The organism is Scytonema sp. PRP1 (assembly GCF_036697665.2).
GTDB classification, from domain to species: domain Bacteria; phylum Cyanobacteriota; class Cyanobacteriia; order Cyanobacteriales; family Nostocaceae; genus Kalymmatonema; species Kalymmatonema gypsitolerans.
Map to the genome: position 1 here is coordinate 1 of NZ_JBAHYJ020000119.1, position 14,843 is coordinate 14,843.

Here is a 14,843-nt window from a genome sequence, read left to right on the forward strand (position 1 = left end):
CAACGCTTCTGGCATCAACTCAGTAGGCAGTTTGTCAGCTAAGACATTTAGGGCATCGGTGCGCTCCCTCTCATTCTGAATCGTCCGCACTGCTGCCAACGCTTCTGGCAACACCGATGGTAGTTTGTCAGCTAAAGCTTTCAGGGCATGGGCACGATCACCCTCATCCTGAATTGCTTGCGCTGCTGCCAACGCTTCTGGCATCAACTCAGTAGGCAGTTTGCCAGCTAAAGCTCCTAGGGCATTGACGCGACTCCATTCATCTTGAATCGCCCGCGCTGCTGCCAACGCTTCTGGCAACACCGATGGTAGTTTGTCAGCTAAAGCTCTCAGGGCATTGGCACGATAACCCTCATCCTGAATTGCCCGCGCTGCTGCCAACGCTTCTGGCAACACCGATGGTAGTTTGCCAGCTAAAGCTCTCAGGGCATTGGCACGAGCACCCTCATCCTGAATCGCCCGCGCTGCTGCCAACGCTTCTGGCAACACCGATGGCTCTTTGTTAGCTAAGGCTTTTAGAGCATTAGCACGAGCACCCTCATCCTGAATCGCCCGCGCTGCTGCCAACGCTTCTGGCATCAACTCAGTAGGCAGTTTGTCAGCTAAAGCTCCCAGGGCATTGGCGCGATAATTTTCATCCTGAATCGCTTGTGCTACTTTCAACGCTCCTGGTATCAACTCAGGAAGTAGTTTGTTAGCTAAAGCTCCCAGGGCATCAGCGCGACTCGATTCATCTTGAATCGCCCGCACTGCTACCAACGCTTCTGGCAACACCGATGGCTCTTTGTTAGCTAAGGCTTTTAGAGCATTAGCACGATTCCTCTCATTCTGAATCGTCCGCGCTGCTGCCAACGCTTCTGGCATCAACTCAGTAGGCAGTTTGTCGGCTAAGGCACTTAGAGCATTGGCGCGATAATTTTCATCCTGAATCGCCCGCACTGCTACCAACGCTTCTGGCAACACCAATGGCTCTTTGTTAGCTAAGGCTTTTAGAGCATTAGCACGATTCCTCTTACCCTGAATCGCCCGCGCTGCTGCCAACGCTTCTGGCATCAACTCAGTAGGCAGTTTGTCGGCTAAGGCACTTAGAGTATTGGCACGATAACCCTCATCCTGAATCGCCCGCGCTGCTGCCAACGCTTCTGGCATCAACTCAGTAGGCAGTTTGTCGGCTAAGGTACTTAGAGCATTGGCGCGATCTCTCTCATTCTGAATCGCTTGTGCTACTCTCAACGCTCCTGGTATCAACTCAGGAAGTAGTTTGTTAGCTAAAGCTCCCAGGGCATTAGCGCGACTCCATTCATCTTGAATCGCCCGCACTCCTGTTAACGCTTTTCGTTGTGCTTGTTCTTTTAAATTTTGTGGTAAATCATCAACTAGCGCTACAAGTAAATTGACTCTCTGTTTTAGATCAGGGGTTTGCAAAGCATAAGCTAATCCTTGTTCAGGAGTCCACACATTTTTTTTGACTAGTGCAACTAACAAATTTTCTGGTAAAATCTTCGCAGCAAGACTGTTTAAAGAAGCTCGAATTAGGGCATAGCGGCACTGCAAACCAATAACTTGGGGCAAAGCTGCCTTACTCCAAAAGTCCTCTACTAATTTCCATGCACGCGAAATATCAGTTAAGTAACTCCCAGTTTGTCCCAAGCGAGCACACGCCTCATACCAACCATTGTGCCCTGACTCAGTTTCTTCTCGCAAAAGCTGATGTAGCTCGTTTACTTGCTTTGCCTGCTCCAAGTGCCAAGTGAGATGAGCATGAATGTATCCATCATCCTGCAAAGTATGCCAAAGACTATTCTTTGTTTTGACTTGATATCTTTCTAAAAATAAGGCGTGAGCAGCTGGTGGAGTTAAACTTAATCCTGGTAAATCATCTACCTGAGAATTTGTGGTGAGCAACCGCTTTGTCATTTCATGCATCAAATCGTGCAGTCTGTAAGTTTGCTTTTGGTCATCCCCAGTTGATCCTGCCAATAGTAATGCTTTGGTCTTGAAGGAGCGTAGTGTTGTCAAAGCTTCTTTAGGACTAATCTCCCACAGCGTTGCTGCCATTGTGTGAGTAATAACTACATCTTCTGGCAAGACACCAAACCAAGCAAATTGTTGCAACATTTCTGGGATTAACGAGCGCAAGCTGAGGTTAAAGGAGGCAATTAGGCTGTAGCGTTTCCGTTGTTCCTCATGAGTACAACTATCTGCTCCTGGTGTTTGCAGCGATTCTAAACGAGCAATTTCTAAGTTCAAGTCTTCCAGCAATTCTTGCCACGATACCCCATCTGCCACTTGAGCGGCTGCTAAATCCAGTGCCAATGGTAAATATCCCACAGTCTGTGCTAGTTGTTGCGCCTGCTGTTTTTCTGCTCCAGTTAATGGATTGTTCTGAGATTTTTGTAACAACTCCAATGATTCGTTTGGCGTCATTACGTCTAAATCATAAGAAATTGCTCCCCGTATCGTTGCTTCTCTTGTTGTAACCAGAACTCGACAACTAGACCCCCCCACTCGAAATGGTTCTACGTGTTCTGGATTCCAAGCATCATCCACAACCAGCAGTGCTTTTTTGTCATAGAGTAATGTCTGTAAATGCTTGGATGCATCCTCTGGAGTAAGAGGTTTATAGTCATAATCCTTTAATGACTGAATCCAATTACTTAACAGTGCTAATAAATTAGGTTGCTGACCTAAAGTTACCCATAGCACACCATCTGGAAATTGTGCTTGCACTTCTGGGTCATGCGCTACCGCTGCTGCCAAGGTGGATTTCCCAATTCCAGCCAAGCCATAAATGGCACTAACGACTAATATCCCTGTCCTGTTACCTTCTAAGGAGAGCAAACATGTTTTAATCTGTTTATGATGCTCTGGGCGTTCTACAAAATACTGAGGTAGAGATGGCATCTGAAACGGAGCACCTGTGGCAGGACGTTTGTTGTAACCAACGTAAACATCACGACCTACATCTCCGAAGACTATACTGTTATCACTAATACTCCCAATGTTCTGGTTCTGGTTGCCTGTTGAGGTTTGGTCTATTTTGGGCGATCGCTCAGAAGTTGGCTTTGGCTCAGAAGTTGCTTGTGTTGGAACATCTAAGGAACTGGAATATCTCTCGGTGGTTGGAAAGTGAGGGATTGTTCTTCGTTTGCGACATTTTTTCCACACAATACGGAATAATCTGGAGAACATTCTCCAAATCTTTTTGGCAAGCTGACGAAAAACTCCTAGAGTCACGGTTTTCTGTCCTTGTTTACATTGTCACATTGCCTTGGACATCGCGAACGACCTTACTACCTTGTACGCTCCCAAGAGTCTGGTTATTCTCACCTGTAACATTCTGTACTACTTTGTCACCACTATTATCTTGGGCATTTTCCTGCATAATCCGAGCAATTTCTTGAGCCAAGAATTCATCTTGCTCTAGCAGTTTCTTTAACTGCACACGCAATACCACCCGCAAATCCTCATCATCCGGTGCTTTGGCAACATCTGCCGCTGCTTCTAGCGCTGCTGGTTTTGTTTCCACCTTTGGTTGTAGCTTAGCCCACACTGCTTTAGCTTTATCCCAAGCATCCTCTCCTGCTTTAGCGACTGCACCGTCAAATACTTTGTTTCCTACATTCATTAGAAAAGGAAGGAAAGGAGCCAAAAACTTTGTAAGTACAACTACATCCATTGCTTGCAACCCTCTAAAGTATGATTCTGTAGAAATTCTGACGAAATGCTAGCTTCAAGGCTTAAAAGAGAATTAAGGCACGAACTAAGTGACTACTACAAGTATTCACGCTCATGGTCATCGTTTTCGGAATTTATCTGGTTTGCTGTCGTCTCTAGTTATTAAAACTCTCTCACATTTTTGTATAGTATTTGTAAACATATTGTAGACAAAAGAAAGAGCAATAAGGTATTGTTACTTGTATACTAAAGTCTACAAAAGTATACAAGTGAGTAGCAAAGTGATTTCATTTCGCTTCAGTGATGCTGAAATTCAAGCATTAGAAGCGTTTCAAACAGAAGAGGATGGAGATTCACTCAACCAAACAGCAGCACGATTACTCCGTTCGATTCTTGGCACGTCTCCACCCATGTCTACAGGTGTAGACATGGATAAACTAGTTGAAGAGAAGATAGCAGTAGCTGTGGGTAGCCTACAAGCCAAACTAGAATTGGTAGAAGAACGCTTGGGAAAATTGAACGCCTGAGAGATAAGGAGAAATCTCTCAGGCAAGATGTGAAAGCAGTACATCCAGATTACACCGCAGTTCGGGAACGGACTTTGAAAAAACTTAGGGTTGGGAGCCAATCAGCCGCTGGTAAGGCTGTAGACACCTTTATTCGGGAAATTGAGCGGGCATATCCACCCCCCTCTTCCACGTCTACAGATGCCCAAAAGCCTTAGTGTGACGGAATTTTAGCCGCTAAGCGCCCCGATTCAGGGGGCAATTTTCGTCTACAAGTGTAGACATATTGTAAACAAGAGAAACTAGAGGTATAGAGCAGTAGTAAAGGCAATAAAAATGCCAGTTAACCCGGTAAGAGTAAAGCTGGCATAACTTACTAATTGGTCTTCTGATAGTTGTAGACCTCTTGTAGACAATAGTAGACAATTAATCTTCTGGCTTTGTCCACAGCCAACCAAGTCTGTCCCCAGTTCCTACCACCTCACCCAGTTTGCGATCCGCCAGTGAAGAAAAGATAATGCGGATGTCTTCAGCTGACATATCCTCAAATAATCGGCTATTCTGCTTGAGGGTACGGGCTTTTAAAACTTCCCCCAAGTGCTGCTTACCCCAATCAACGATGTACTGCTCATACTCATTCGATGGTGTTTGTTGCTTGTCTACATTGTTTACATCGCTGTCTACAGGTGGCAATAGTGGTGTTTCGGCGGTAACTCCCCAATTGCTTAAGTCCAGTTCAACGGGGAAATCATCCACCATAAACCGCTTTTTCCCGCCAGCTTTGAGCCATTGCTCAAGCCTAGAGTCCTTTAACTTTGTTCTGGCGTGTAAGGCAGCGAATTGACCTAGTCTCACCAGGCAGAAGCAGCTGTACAGTGTGTCCTTGTCCCCTTGTAACCCGAAATTCTCAGCCGTGTCATTTTGGGCGATCGCCAGAATAAATTGCTTGTATCGCCTACCCCGTTTAGCGTGTTTTTTTAGCCAAGTCACCGCGTTGTCGCATTCGTCCACCAGGACTGGGAACTCTTCAGCAATGAGAAAGCGCTCTCGACCTGCAAGAACTTTATCGCCCGACTCACCGCGTAGTTGTACCAGTTCTTCTAAGTTGTCTAAATCCTTCCCCATTGCCGCGTCAATGGCTTTGAAATTCCCTTTACGTCCTATTACGTCATTTTGGTCGAGCCACGCCCAATCCTCCGGTTTAGCGTCGCTATCGTAGATGACGACACGTCCACCAATTTTGGATGAGAGAAACTGGGTGAATGTGGATTTCCCGTCGCCAGTTCCCCCAATGAGTGCAACGTGCTTTTGTTTTTTTTGGATGTACTCGACTGGGTCAGTGATGAGATTGTCTGGTGTCCAATCAGCGCTCAGGGCGGGAACTGTTATTGCCAGTGTCGAGGACGGCTGCATATTGCTTCTGATCCAACTCAAAAAACTCAGTTTTGATTCTTGTTCGATGTCTCCCAAGCGCTCTTGCAGTTGTTTAAATGTCCGGCGTTGGCTTGACCCCACAGCGAGAACCGCGCAAGATGAGCCAAGTATCCAAGGGCGTTGCTTGCGGTTGTCAACGGCAACAGATAATAAAAGAATGCTAGCAATTAAGCACGCCCATGAGGTGATTTTGGCACGGGTATGCATCTGTAGGTACTGGTGGAGTTGGGAGGGGTGCAAGTCGGTCATAACCCCAAAATCACCCCCAATGTAAAGAGCGCAAGCCGGAAGATGAGTATTCCCCTCACCGCTGGCAACTCTAGCAACTGCCAAAGGAATAAACCCGCAACTGCTAGAGCAACGACTCCCCCAATGCGAATGAAATAAGGTATTGGTAGTGACGACCAACAGCTAGCAATGAGCGCGGGTACCGCTATACTTGCAGTGATATCAAACAGCAGGTCGGTGAGGTTATCAGGAAGTGCGAGCGCGTTTTCCCAACCTCTCCTGAATTGCTCTAAACGGGGTTGCGGCTCTTGATTTGGGGAGATAAGACGCTTATGTGAGGAGGTGGGGGCAATATCCACAGTTATCTGTTGCTGGTCTTTACCGTCCATATATAACCCCATCCTTGAATGATTCAAACTGGGTTTGGCAATTAGTCAACTTTGTCTGTAACTCTTGGATAACTGATTGATGCCACAGGGTAAACCCCACAGCTGCTAGGGCAATGAGTAGCCAAGTAATGCTGTTATCGTCTTTCATAAACTGAATCCCCCGGTGTCGGGGGATAATTGTTTACTCTGGGTCAGAAAGTGCTAAGAGTATGCCTACGTTGTCAATCGTGTTTGGCACGGTTTCGATTGTTAGAGGTGGCTCTGGTGGGGGCGGTTCTGGGGTAAGCTGTGCTGAAGCTAGCCCAATTGCATCTTTAATTTCGGCTTCCATGCGTTCTTACTCCCAGTGCTTCTGTTGCCGCTTGAATAACTCGTTGCTGCTCAAGGAGGGATAAGTCAGTGTTTCCGGTACAAGGGATGACCTCTAGATGAGTTCCGACGCGATAAAGGGCATCTTTCTTCTTTTCTTCGTTGTCGGTGGACTGCGCCTGTTCAAGGTACTTGCTGACGTATGTTTTGTTGACGAATTCTTTTGTCATAAAATAAAAACGTCCTTTATTTTGCGGTAAAGAGACACATTCAGTAGGCGATCGCTTATCTTGGCGGAGGGCAATCGCCTTTAAAAATCAGGTCTGTTGGTCGTTGGGTTAACTGATAGTTCAACTGGGTATGCTTGCCCGTATCCGGTTGGTGCTGACTTACGGGTTTTCAAATCCACTGATTTGGATTTTGAAACTTTAATCATCAACCGAGAACCATCAGCAGCGGGTGAGAAAACTTGATAGTTCTCAATTGCATCCCACGCCACAGGGTCTTTGGCGACGTGTGCGCTGTATTGCACACTTGACATTGATGAAAGCGCGGTAGTTGTGGGAATTCCAATGAGTTTACGCGGTTTTTTGGGCTTCTCTTGCAGTGCTTTAGCGTTGGTACTGCCATTGCTTGCAGTTGATGTACTGTTAGGTTTTTCTACTTCTTGAAACTCCATGTTTGCTGTGTGGGGTGAGTATGGACGCCAAAACCTGACGCGGTGACTGGCTGAAGTCTCCGTGTGGTGAGGGTTCGGACGTTTTTAGCTTATGATGGTACGATAGCAATCTGTGCATACTGCGTCAAGTGCTATAAAGTAGCAAGATGCTACGGGTCGTCAAGAAATAAACTAATGGGAGAAAGTAGTAAGCTATGAGCTATTCACAGAATGAGATTATGAGTAAACGGATATCGGTTGTTCTCCCAGATGACATAGGAGAAGCTGTAGAGAAAATGGCTCAAGAGGAGATGCGCTCATTGAGTCAGATGGGAGCAATCCTGATAATGGAAGCGGTTAAAGCTAGAACTACAACCCAAGAAAACGAACCCTCCACGCATAAAACTAAAAAAGATAAGGGGGCGGCATGACAAACTCAGCAGAACAACCGGAAAATCGCTTAGAACGAATTGAAGCGGCATTAGACAGGCAAGTTGCCGTGAATGCAGACTTGAGGACATCAGTCACCGAGCTTAGGACAACAGCATCCGCTTTGCTGCAAGTCGCGACAATTCACCAGCAGAATTCCATCGCGCTTGACAGCAGAACTGAATGCTGACCGCGCTGAGTGGAGAGAGCAAATTGACCGCATCTGGGAATACCTGCGACGCCAGTCTGGTAACTTTCGGGGCGAGGGAGAGTATTGAAGCGAAGATTTTAACCAGTAAAACTTAGATTCAACTGGATATTCGGTGCTGGTTGATGTTTCAATAGTAACAGAAAATTAATGCGCCTTGGTTTGGTGCTTGACACCACCTACCCAAGACGACTTCCGTAACATCGCTTTTACACACCAAGCGGTGACGGTGCCTCTTTTCCGTTTACACCAACGGAGGAGGATACTTTTATTTTGGCATTTTTGCCGAGGTCTTGTACCTCAAAAACCACAATTGAACTTCAAAAACAAATCAAAGGTTCCAATGATTCCTTATCACATTTGCAAACAACAAATTCGCTTGCCTGGGGGTGTGACCAGACAAGCGCTTCGTAATTTCTTCAGAAAAATAGATGAACGAACACTCAGATATTATCACTTCCCAAGACCAAAACCATCTTCAAGAATGGACTGAGGGCAGTTCTGTTAGCGCAGAAATCGCATCATTAAATATAGAATCGCTCTCCAAAGAGCAGTTAAACGAAAGAGTTAAGCCTAAGTACCCAATCAAAACTGGAGGTTGGCACTGTCGCGGGGTGAATTGGCGCAACGGGCAACCAATGGGTACGCACTACGGGCAATCCAAGCCTGACAAACCGCATAAACTCAACCCAGAATCAACTAAGACAGCGAAGTACTTAACAGCGTCAGGAATGGAACCAGACGCTATCTTTCTAGCAATGGGGGATCAAGAATATTGGGTTAAAGTTCATGCCGATAAGAGCATAACGCGGGTATGGACTGAGGGAGCCAAAAAAGCCGGAGCGGGATTGAGTCTTGGATTAGCAACTCTTGCTATCACTGGTGTATGGAATTGGGGCAAAGACGGCAAGCTAGCACCATTTGTTGAAGAATGGGCGCAACCAGGAACCACGCACGTCATTGCCTTTGACAGCGATTATCTCAATAAACCGTCGTGCCGAAAAGCGATAATCGCCTTCGCCAACTGCCTAGCGGCTAATGGATGTATAGTTTTGATTGCATCATGGTCGCAGGAGTGGAAAGGAATGGACGATTTTATTGCTGCTAATGGCGGTGACGCTTTTAAAGAAGTCATAGCAACCGCCGAAACGATTCAGCAGTGGGAAAAGCAATTTAAAAAGCCGGGTGAAGAGTCAGAAAAGATTCCATCGCCAAGCAAGATATCGCGAGAGATTGCGCAAGAGTATGTCAATAAGCTGGCGTTCAATAACGAGATTGGGCAATGGATGCGCTATGAAGCGGACTACCCTGGTGTGTGGTCAGTTGAGACAGATGAATTCATGGAGTCAATTATCTACCAAATTCTTTTAGGTAAAGGGATTGACGGGTTTGGGTACAGTTACATCAGCAATATCGTTAAACTTTTGAGAAGCCAATTGATTTCGCGTAACTGGAATGAAATTTCCCCCAAAGAATTTTTACCATTCCGCAACGGGATTTTAGAGATTGCAACAGGCAAATGGCTTCCCCATTCCCCGAGTTACCGTTTAACTTGGCGGCTACCACGCGACCACGACGAGAAAGCAACGGACTGGAGTGGTATTGATGCGTATCTCGACCACTTGTCTCAAGGTAATACCGCAATAAAAGATTTATTACTGTGTTATTGCAACGCGGTTCTCAAGGGGCGGGCTGACCTGCACAAATTCCTGCATCTCATCGGTTTGGGCGGAACTGGTAAAGGGACGTTCGCTCGATTAGTCACAGATTTGATTGGTGAAGAAAATATTTACTCAACAACCCTAGACGAGTGGTGTAACAGCCGATTCGAGACAGCGAATGCCTACCGTAAACGCTTGGTGGTTTTCTGGGACGAGGACAAGCAAACAGGCAAGCTGGGTAAGTTCCTCTCGCTCACGGGCGGTGACTGGATACGGGCAGAAGAGAAAAATAAAAAACCATTTCACTATCGCTACGACGGTATGACGTTGGTGCTTTCTAACCTTCCTATCTTCACTGGCGATTCAGCCTCAAGGATCAGCCGACGGATTATCCCCGTACCGTGTAATGCAGCTGTACCAATTGGGCAACGCCGTGACCTTAACGCTGAGTTTCAACCAGAGTTAGCAGCGTTCACTAATTACGTGTTGAGCATTCCAGATGACCACGTTACTAAAGTACTGTCTGGACTGGCTGAAATACCGGAATGTACTTTGGAATTCTGGGAAAACCGGATACGGGTAGATTCTATCGCGGCTTGGATCAATAACCACATCATTTATGACCCAATGGCAGAAACGCCGATTGGTGCTGACCGTAATGAAGGATTAGACGGTTCACCAATTTCTACTTTGTTTGGCTCGTATAACAAGCATTGCCGGGAGACTGGCGACCAAGCAAAATCTAACAAAAACTTTTCACCTGACTTACTGGAGTTGTGTAAGTCCGTTCTGGGTTGGACTGTTGAACGCAAAGTCACGAAAACAGGTAAATTCATGCGCGGGTTAAGACTACGAGTCAACAGACTAGATGACCACATCCCCACTTATGACTACGTGCTGATGCAAAAGGTGACGGGTGGTGACGGGTCGGGTGACGGGTCGGGTGACGGGTCACAATCCAGTCAGGGCAAGGAAGTGACGGGTGGTGACGGGTTAAACCCTATTTCTAAGGAAAATCAAAAAGTTTTTTTTGAAGAAAACACATTACCAGAGAATACATCACAAGAAAACACATTTATAGAAAAAGAAGAAGTAGAGGTTCATCCGTCACCAGCCGTCACCGACTTACCAGGTAAAGGTTTCAACCCGTCACCTCAACCGTCACCCGACCCGTCACCTCAACCATCACCTCAACCATCACCAACCATCACCACCCCACTACCTTGTGAGGTGGGGGATACCGTAGAGTTCTGGCACCAGGGGGAAAAGCGGTGGATGAAAGGCAAAGTAGAAGCTGTTGAGCAAGAGAAGGGCATTTTAATCAAAGCCAGTATCAGATATTGGGCATGGGGGAAAAGCCGAACTGAGTCGATTGGTCGCACTGACTGGTTGAGATAGTTTGACCTCAAATGATTGAAAGCAATCGTTAGTTGGGGCTTAAGTCCCAACTGAGGATGTAATGCAAAAAATGACAAAAATTGACTGGACACTTCTAAAGTATCCGGTAACAACTTTTGACGAATTTTTGCTGCAACTTAGGAGTCACTAAGTATATATGCAGTCGTGCCTTAACCCCCGACTAACCAAAATGTATACACAGCAAGCTCCCCGCCTGATGATATCCGTATGATGTTCATTATTAAAGTTAAAAAAAATACAAGTTTGCTTGCTAAGTAGTGTTAGCATCAAGACCTGGGCACCCAAAAGTCATGGTCAGGTTTGTGGGTGAAGTATCAGGCTTGCTGTACAGAGTTCAAGACTTAAATGACTGTTAGTTATCCTTATTTAGCTAATTATTGGTTTGCAGCATCAAGGCTTGACAAACTCATTCCTATCGCTGAGTATGCCAACGCAACGCACGTACACGTTCAAACTGTACGTAGACGCATTTTGCAAGGAAGATTAATTGGTCTAAAAACAGGCGGCAAGTGGTATGTTTTGCGTCCCATAGTTGAATAAGTATATATGCCAGTCGGGACTTAAGCCCCGACTAACCAAAACGTACACGGGGAGAAACCAGCGAGCGTGACGAGGTCTTCCACGCAACGACTGGTGGTCAAAGAAACGACCATTTCGCTTTTAACCTTTATATAGGGATTACAGTGTGAATACAACAAAAACCATAAAAAGTTGCATTCACCTGACTTCATGAGCCCGATAGCACTCGTAAAAACCCATCAACGACAACAACTTGCTACCATGTCCCCAGCCGATGCCCAGCAACGACTGATTGAAATGTGGCTGCATGGCAAGTCTCAACACACGGTGACTGCTTACCGTCTTCATATTACTCAGTTTTTGGCGTTTTTGGGGAAACCATTGCAACAAGTGACTCTAGAAGATTTGTACGCCTTTGCCGAAACGTTGGGGGATTTAGCACCGAGTAGTCAAAAAAACACCCTCTCAGTTATCAGGTCACTTATCAGCTTTGCTCATAAAATCGGATACATTCCTTTGAATGTGGGTGCTGCTATGAAACTAGATAAGTGTGCCGATACACTCAACCAACGGCTGTTGATTCAGCGCGATGTCCAAAAAATGGTCTGGGCGACTGAACAAGCACAATACCGTTATAAAACAGAAAAACAGCGTGATTTACTCATTCTCAAACTTCTTTACACCAGTGGGTTAAGGGTGAGCGAGTTAACCGGGCTATGTTGGAATAATATGATACCACGCCGTGACCACGGGCAATTGACTGTTGTCGGCAAAGGGCAGAGAACCCGCTCGGTGATCATCCCGACGGAACTGTGGAGCGAACTCACTCAATTTCGCGGTGATGCGAGCGATAATTCCCCTGTGTTTGCCAGCCGCAAAGGTGGCGGACACTTAGACCGCAGTCAAATCAACCGAATTGTCGAAGCAGCAGCCAAACGTGCTGGAATTAATAAAAAAGTTTCCCCCCACTGGCTACGCCATGCTCATGCAACCCATGCCTTAGAAGCGGGTGCTGATATTGGTTTGGTGCAACAGACCCTAGGTCATGCCAATGTCGCCACCACCAGCCGCTATCTACAACACCGTCCTGACAACAGCAGTAGCCTTTATATTCCTACATTGTGAAGAATCACGTCAAAAGTCGCGCCCGACTGGTCAGATTTGGCGAGATTCGGGTTTTGGCGTAAATAGAAGGTTCGTGCAATCAGGGGCAACCTGTAGCTAAAAACCTTATAGGTGTAGCGAACTGCAAACATAAACGCTCAAAACTGCAAACAAGCTAAAATTGAAACCACATTATTTGCAAATAAGAGGGGTCTCAAAAATGCCTTGTTTGCAGTTTTGACGATTTATGTTTGCAGTTCGCTACATATAGGGGTTCAGCCAGGATACGCGCAAAACAGGACACGTTGTAAATTTTTGTTGCAGAGCGTGTTTTATTGATTTACCAACTTGCCCATAAATGATATTAAGACAATCAAAATTTTGCACGGTAAAACCAACTCTTCACCCCTTTCAGTGCCTCAAGCTTGCCCATAAACAATCATTTTTGAGAATGTTTCAACTGGAGGAGTCAAGTAAAGTTTGGTATTAAAACAACCGTATATCAAGGGTTATGCTTTATCTGCGTTATAAAACTTTACAACGTGTCCCATTTTACAGGTATCCCGGCTGAACCCCTTATACAGCAACAGTTACAGAGATTGATACGAGATTTAACCTCGCTCATTAAAAGATAAGTTGCACAAATGGTTTTTCTAGCTCATAGACAGTAAAAGAACTTTGCCTAAAACGGAGCTTGGAGTACCTGGAAGTTTGGATTTCAAAGGATTATCGCTCCGTCTCGAAACTGAAAAACATTGCCTAAAATGAGACGAACTAGGCAAAGTTATTATTTGTATTTCTTATCAATTTAGCCTAAAAAATGGGTCATTTTTACAGAATTTTACAAGGTTGCCCCTGGTTGCACGAACCTTCTATTTACGCCGTTTTGGCGGGATTTGGTCATTTTAGCAAGCCAATTGTCTCTGACACTGCGCTTTGTACAAGCGTACAATTTCAATTTACCGCCACTGCCTACACACTTCCTGAATAACAGCGCCACCATCGAGTGACATCACGGATAGCTCCAACAATTTCAATCACGGCTGCCTGACCACCTAACACAAAAATAATTGGAACTAGTACTTCTATGCCTTGGAGCAAGTTCCTACGAGTGCAAAGGGACAACTCATGCAGTGTATCTCGCCAAAAGTCAAAAAGTTGAGCAGATGGCATCTCGGAAGAAGCGGGAACCAAGGCTTTCAGGGCATGGGCGCGATAACTCTCATTCTGAATCGCCCGCGCTGCTGCCAACGCTTCTGGCATCAACTCAGTAGGCAGTTTGTCAGCTAAAGCTCCCAGGGCATTGGCGCGATTCCTCTCATTCTGAATCGTCCGCGCTGCTGCCAACGCTTCTGGCATCAACTCAGTAGGCAGTTTGTCAGCTAAAGCTCCCAGGGCATCAGCGCGACTCCATTCATCTTGCATCGCCTGCGCTGCTGCCAACGCTTCTGGCATCAACTCAGTAGGCAGTTTGTCAGCTAAAGCTCTCAGGGCATTGGCACGATAACCCTCATCCTGAATTGCTCGCGCTGCTGCCAACGCTTCTGGTATTAGCTCAGTAGGCAGTTTGTCGGCTAAAGCTCTCAGGGCATTGGCGCGATAATTCTCATCCTGAATCGCTTGTGCTACTCTCAACGCTCCTGGTATCAACTCAGGAAGTAGTTTGTCAGCTAAAGCTCCCAGGGCATCAGCGCGACTCCATTCATCTTGCATCGCCTGCGCTGCTGCCAACGCTTCTGGCAACACCGATGGCAGTTTGCCAGCTAAAGCTCTCAGGGCATGGGCGCGATTCCATTCATCTTGAATCGCCTGCGCTGCTGCCAACGCTTCTGGCATCAACTCAGGAAGTAGTTTGTCAGCTACTAAAGCTCCCAGGGCATTGACGCGACTCCATTCATCTTGAATCGCCCGCGCTGCTGCCAACGCTTCTGGCAACACCGATGGCAGTTTGCCAGCTAAAGCTCCTAGGGCATTGGCGCGACTCCATTCATCTTGAATCGCCCGCGCTGCTGCCAACGCTTCTGGCATCAACTCAGTAGGCAGTTTGTCAGCTAAAGCTTTCAGGGCATGGGCGCGACTCCACTCATCTTGAATCGTCCGCGCTGCTGCCAAACCTTCTGGTATCAACTCAGTAGGCAGTTTGTCAGCTAAAGCTTTCAGGGCATGGGCGCGATTCCTCTCATTCTGAATCGTCCGCGCTGCTGCCAACGCTTCTGGCATCAACTCAGTAGGCAGTTTGTCAGCTAAAGCTTTCAGGGCATGGGCGCGATAACTCTCATCCTGAATCTCCCGCGCTGCTGC

Annotated in this window: 15 protein-coding genes and 1 pseudogene; 7 read left to right on the plus strand and 9 right to left on the minus strand. The window is 46.5% G+C overall.

Annotated features, from left to right (window positions below; all coding sequences use genetic code 11):
- Together V5G28_RS31760 and V5G28_RS31765 are read right to left on the minus strand one after the other, a co-directional pair.
- Positions 1-3,237: NB-ARC domain-containing protein (locus V5G28_RS31760; protein ID WP_336231495.1), on the minus strand; the 3,237-nt coding region annotated here is incomplete at its 3' end.
- Between the two features lie 16 nt (positions 3,238-3,253).
- Complete coding sequence (locus V5G28_RS31765; RefSeq protein ID WP_336231496.1) at positions 3,254-3,679, minus strand: hypothetical protein; 426 nt, start codon at positions 3,677-3,679, stop codon at positions 3,254-3,256.
- Between the two features lie 268 nt (positions 3,680-3,947).
- On the opposite strand from V5G28_RS31765, the gene V5G28_RS31770 reads away from it, so the two are divergent.
- Together V5G28_RS31770 and V5G28_RS31775 are read left to right on the plus strand one after the other, a co-directional pair.
- Positions 3,948-4,205 carry a hypothetical protein gene (locus V5G28_RS31770; RefSeq protein ID WP_336231497.1) on the plus strand — a complete coding sequence of 86 codons (258 nt, stop codon included), beginning with the start codon at positions 3,948-3,950 and terminating at the stop codon, positions 4,203-4,205.
- A gap of 29 nt (positions 4,206-4,234) precedes the next feature.
- Positions 4,235-4,402, plus strand: coding sequence for a hypothetical protein (locus V5G28_RS31775; protein WP_336231498.1), 168 nt, complete (start codon positions 4,235-4,237; stop codon positions 4,400-4,402).
- 208 nt (positions 4,403-4,610) lie between these two features.
- Here the strand turns inward: V5G28_RS31775 and V5G28_RS31780 are convergent, their stop codons facing one another.
- From V5G28_RS31780 to V5G28_RS31805, 6 genes are all read right to left on the minus strand, one after another.
- Complete coding sequence (locus V5G28_RS31780) at positions 4,611-5,867, minus strand: type IV secretory system conjugative DNA transfer family protein (RefSeq protein WP_336231499.1); 1,257 nt, start codon at positions 5,865-5,867, stop codon at positions 4,611-4,613.
- Positions 5,864-6,235 (minus strand): hypothetical protein, encoded by a 372-nt coding sequence (locus tag V5G28_RS31785; protein WP_336231500.1) that lies wholly within the window; start codon positions 6,233-6,235, stop codon positions 5,864-5,866. The genes V5G28_RS31780 and V5G28_RS31785 overlap by 4 nt, the downstream gene beginning before the upstream one ends.
- Positions 6,225-6,383 carry a hypothetical protein gene (locus V5G28_RS31790; RefSeq protein ID WP_336231501.1) on the minus strand — a complete coding sequence of 53 codons (159 nt, stop codon included), beginning with the start codon at positions 6,381-6,383 and terminating at the stop codon, positions 6,225-6,227. The genes V5G28_RS31785 and V5G28_RS31790 overlap by 11 nt, the downstream gene beginning before the upstream one ends.
- Before the next feature lie 33 nt (positions 6,384-6,416).
- Positions 6,417-6,566: a hypothetical protein gene (locus V5G28_RS31795; protein ID WP_336231502.1), complete on the minus strand. Its 150-nt coding sequence runs from the start codon at positions 6,564-6,566 to the stop codon at positions 6,417-6,419.
- Positions 6,550-6,774 (minus strand): hypothetical protein, encoded by a 225-nt coding sequence (locus tag V5G28_RS31800; RefSeq protein WP_336231503.1) that lies wholly within the window; start codon positions 6,772-6,774, stop codon positions 6,550-6,552. Before V5G28_RS31800 ends, V5G28_RS31795 begins: the two co-directional genes overlap by 17 nt.
- Before the next feature lie 80 nt (positions 6,775-6,854).
- On the minus strand, positions 6,855-7,223 hold the full coding sequence (locus V5G28_RS31805; protein ID WP_336231504.1) for a hypothetical protein: 369 nt from the start codon (positions 7,221-7,223) through the stop codon (positions 6,855-6,857).
- 218 nt (positions 7,224-7,441) lie between these two features.
- On the opposite strand from V5G28_RS31805, the gene V5G28_RS31810 reads away from it, so the two are divergent.
- The 5 genes from V5G28_RS31810 (at position 7,442) to V5G28_RS31830 (ending at position 12,563) form a co-directional block, all read left to right on the plus strand.
- Positions 7,442-7,633 (plus strand): ribbon-helix-helix domain-containing protein, encoded by a 192-nt coding sequence (locus tag V5G28_RS31810; RefSeq protein ID WP_336231505.1) that lies wholly within the window; start codon positions 7,442-7,444, stop codon positions 7,631-7,633.
- Entirely contained in the window at positions 7,630-7,821 is a 192-nt protein-coding gene (locus V5G28_RS31815) for a hypothetical protein (protein ID WP_336231506.1), read from the plus strand. The genes V5G28_RS31810 and V5G28_RS31815 overlap by 4 nt, the downstream gene beginning before the upstream one ends.
- A 449-nt stretch (positions 7,822-8,270) precedes the next feature.
- Positions 8,271-10,898: a DUF3854 domain-containing protein gene (locus V5G28_RS31820; protein WP_336231507.1), complete on the plus strand. Its 2,628-nt coding sequence runs from the start codon at positions 8,271-8,273 to the stop codon at positions 10,896-10,898.
- A 366-nt stretch (positions 10,899-11,264) separates the two neighbouring features.
- Entirely contained in the window at positions 11,265-11,459 is a 195-nt protein-coding gene (locus V5G28_RS31825) for a hypothetical protein (RefSeq protein ID WP_336231508.1), read from the plus strand.
- A 189-nt stretch (positions 11,460-11,648) separates the two neighbouring features.
- Entirely contained in the window at positions 11,649-12,563 is a 915-nt protein-coding gene (locus V5G28_RS31830; RefSeq protein WP_336231509.1) for a tyrosine-type recombinase/integrase, read from the plus strand.
- 951 nt (positions 12,564-13,514) lie between these two features.
- Here the strand turns inward: V5G28_RS31830 and V5G28_RS31835 are convergent.
- Positions 13,515-14,843: pseudogene (locus V5G28_RS31835) on the minus strand (hypothetical protein); the annotation flags it as partial.

Excerpts from the sequence above, each read along its gene's own strand:
- V5G28_RS31765 (WP_336231496.1), bottom strand. The coding sequence starts at position 3,679 with ATGGATGTAGTTGTACTTACAAAGTTTTTGGCTCCTTTCCTTCCTTTT.
- V5G28_RS31825 (WP_336231508.1), top strand. The coding sequence starts at position 11,265 with ATGACTGTTAGTTATCCTTATTTAGCTAATTATTGGTTTGCAGCATCA.
- V5G28_RS31820 (WP_336231507.1), top strand. The coding sequence starts at position 8,271 with ATGAACGAACACTCAGATATTATCACTTCCCAAGACCAAAACCATCTT.
- V5G28_RS31800 (WP_336231503.1), bottom strand. The coding sequence starts at position 6,774 with ATGACAAAAGAATTCGTCAACAAAACATACGTCAGCAAGTACCTTGAA.
- V5G28_RS31785 (WP_336231500.1), bottom strand. The coding sequence starts at position 6,235 with ATGGACGGTAAAGACCAGCAACAGATAACTGTGGATATTGCCCCCACC.
- V5G28_RS31795 (WP_336231502.1), bottom strand. The coding sequence starts at position 6,566 with ATGGAAGCCGAAATTAAAGATGCAATTGGGCTAGCTTCAGCACAGCTT.
- V5G28_RS31805 (WP_336231504.1), bottom strand. The coding sequence starts at position 7,223 with ATGGAGTTTCAAGAAGTAGAAAAACCTAACAGTACATCAACTGCAAGC.
- V5G28_RS31830 (WP_336231509.1), top strand. The coding sequence starts at position 11,649 with ATGAGCCCGATAGCACTCGTAAAAACCCATCAACGACAACAACTTGCT.
- V5G28_RS31810 (WP_336231505.1), top strand. The coding sequence starts at position 7,442 with ATGAGTAAACGGATATCGGTTGTTCTCCCAGATGACATAGGAGAAGCT.
- V5G28_RS31780 (WP_336231499.1), bottom strand. The coding sequence starts at position 5,867 with ATGACCGACTTGCACCCCTCCCAACTCCACCAGTACCTACAGATGCAT.
- V5G28_RS31815 (WP_336231506.1), top strand. The coding sequence starts at position 7,630 with ATGACAAACTCAGCAGAACAACCGGAAAATCGCTTAGAACGAATTGAA.
- V5G28_RS31790 (WP_336231501.1), bottom strand. The coding sequence starts at position 6,383 with ATGAAAGACGATAACAGCATTACTTGGCTACTCATTGCCCTAGCAGCT.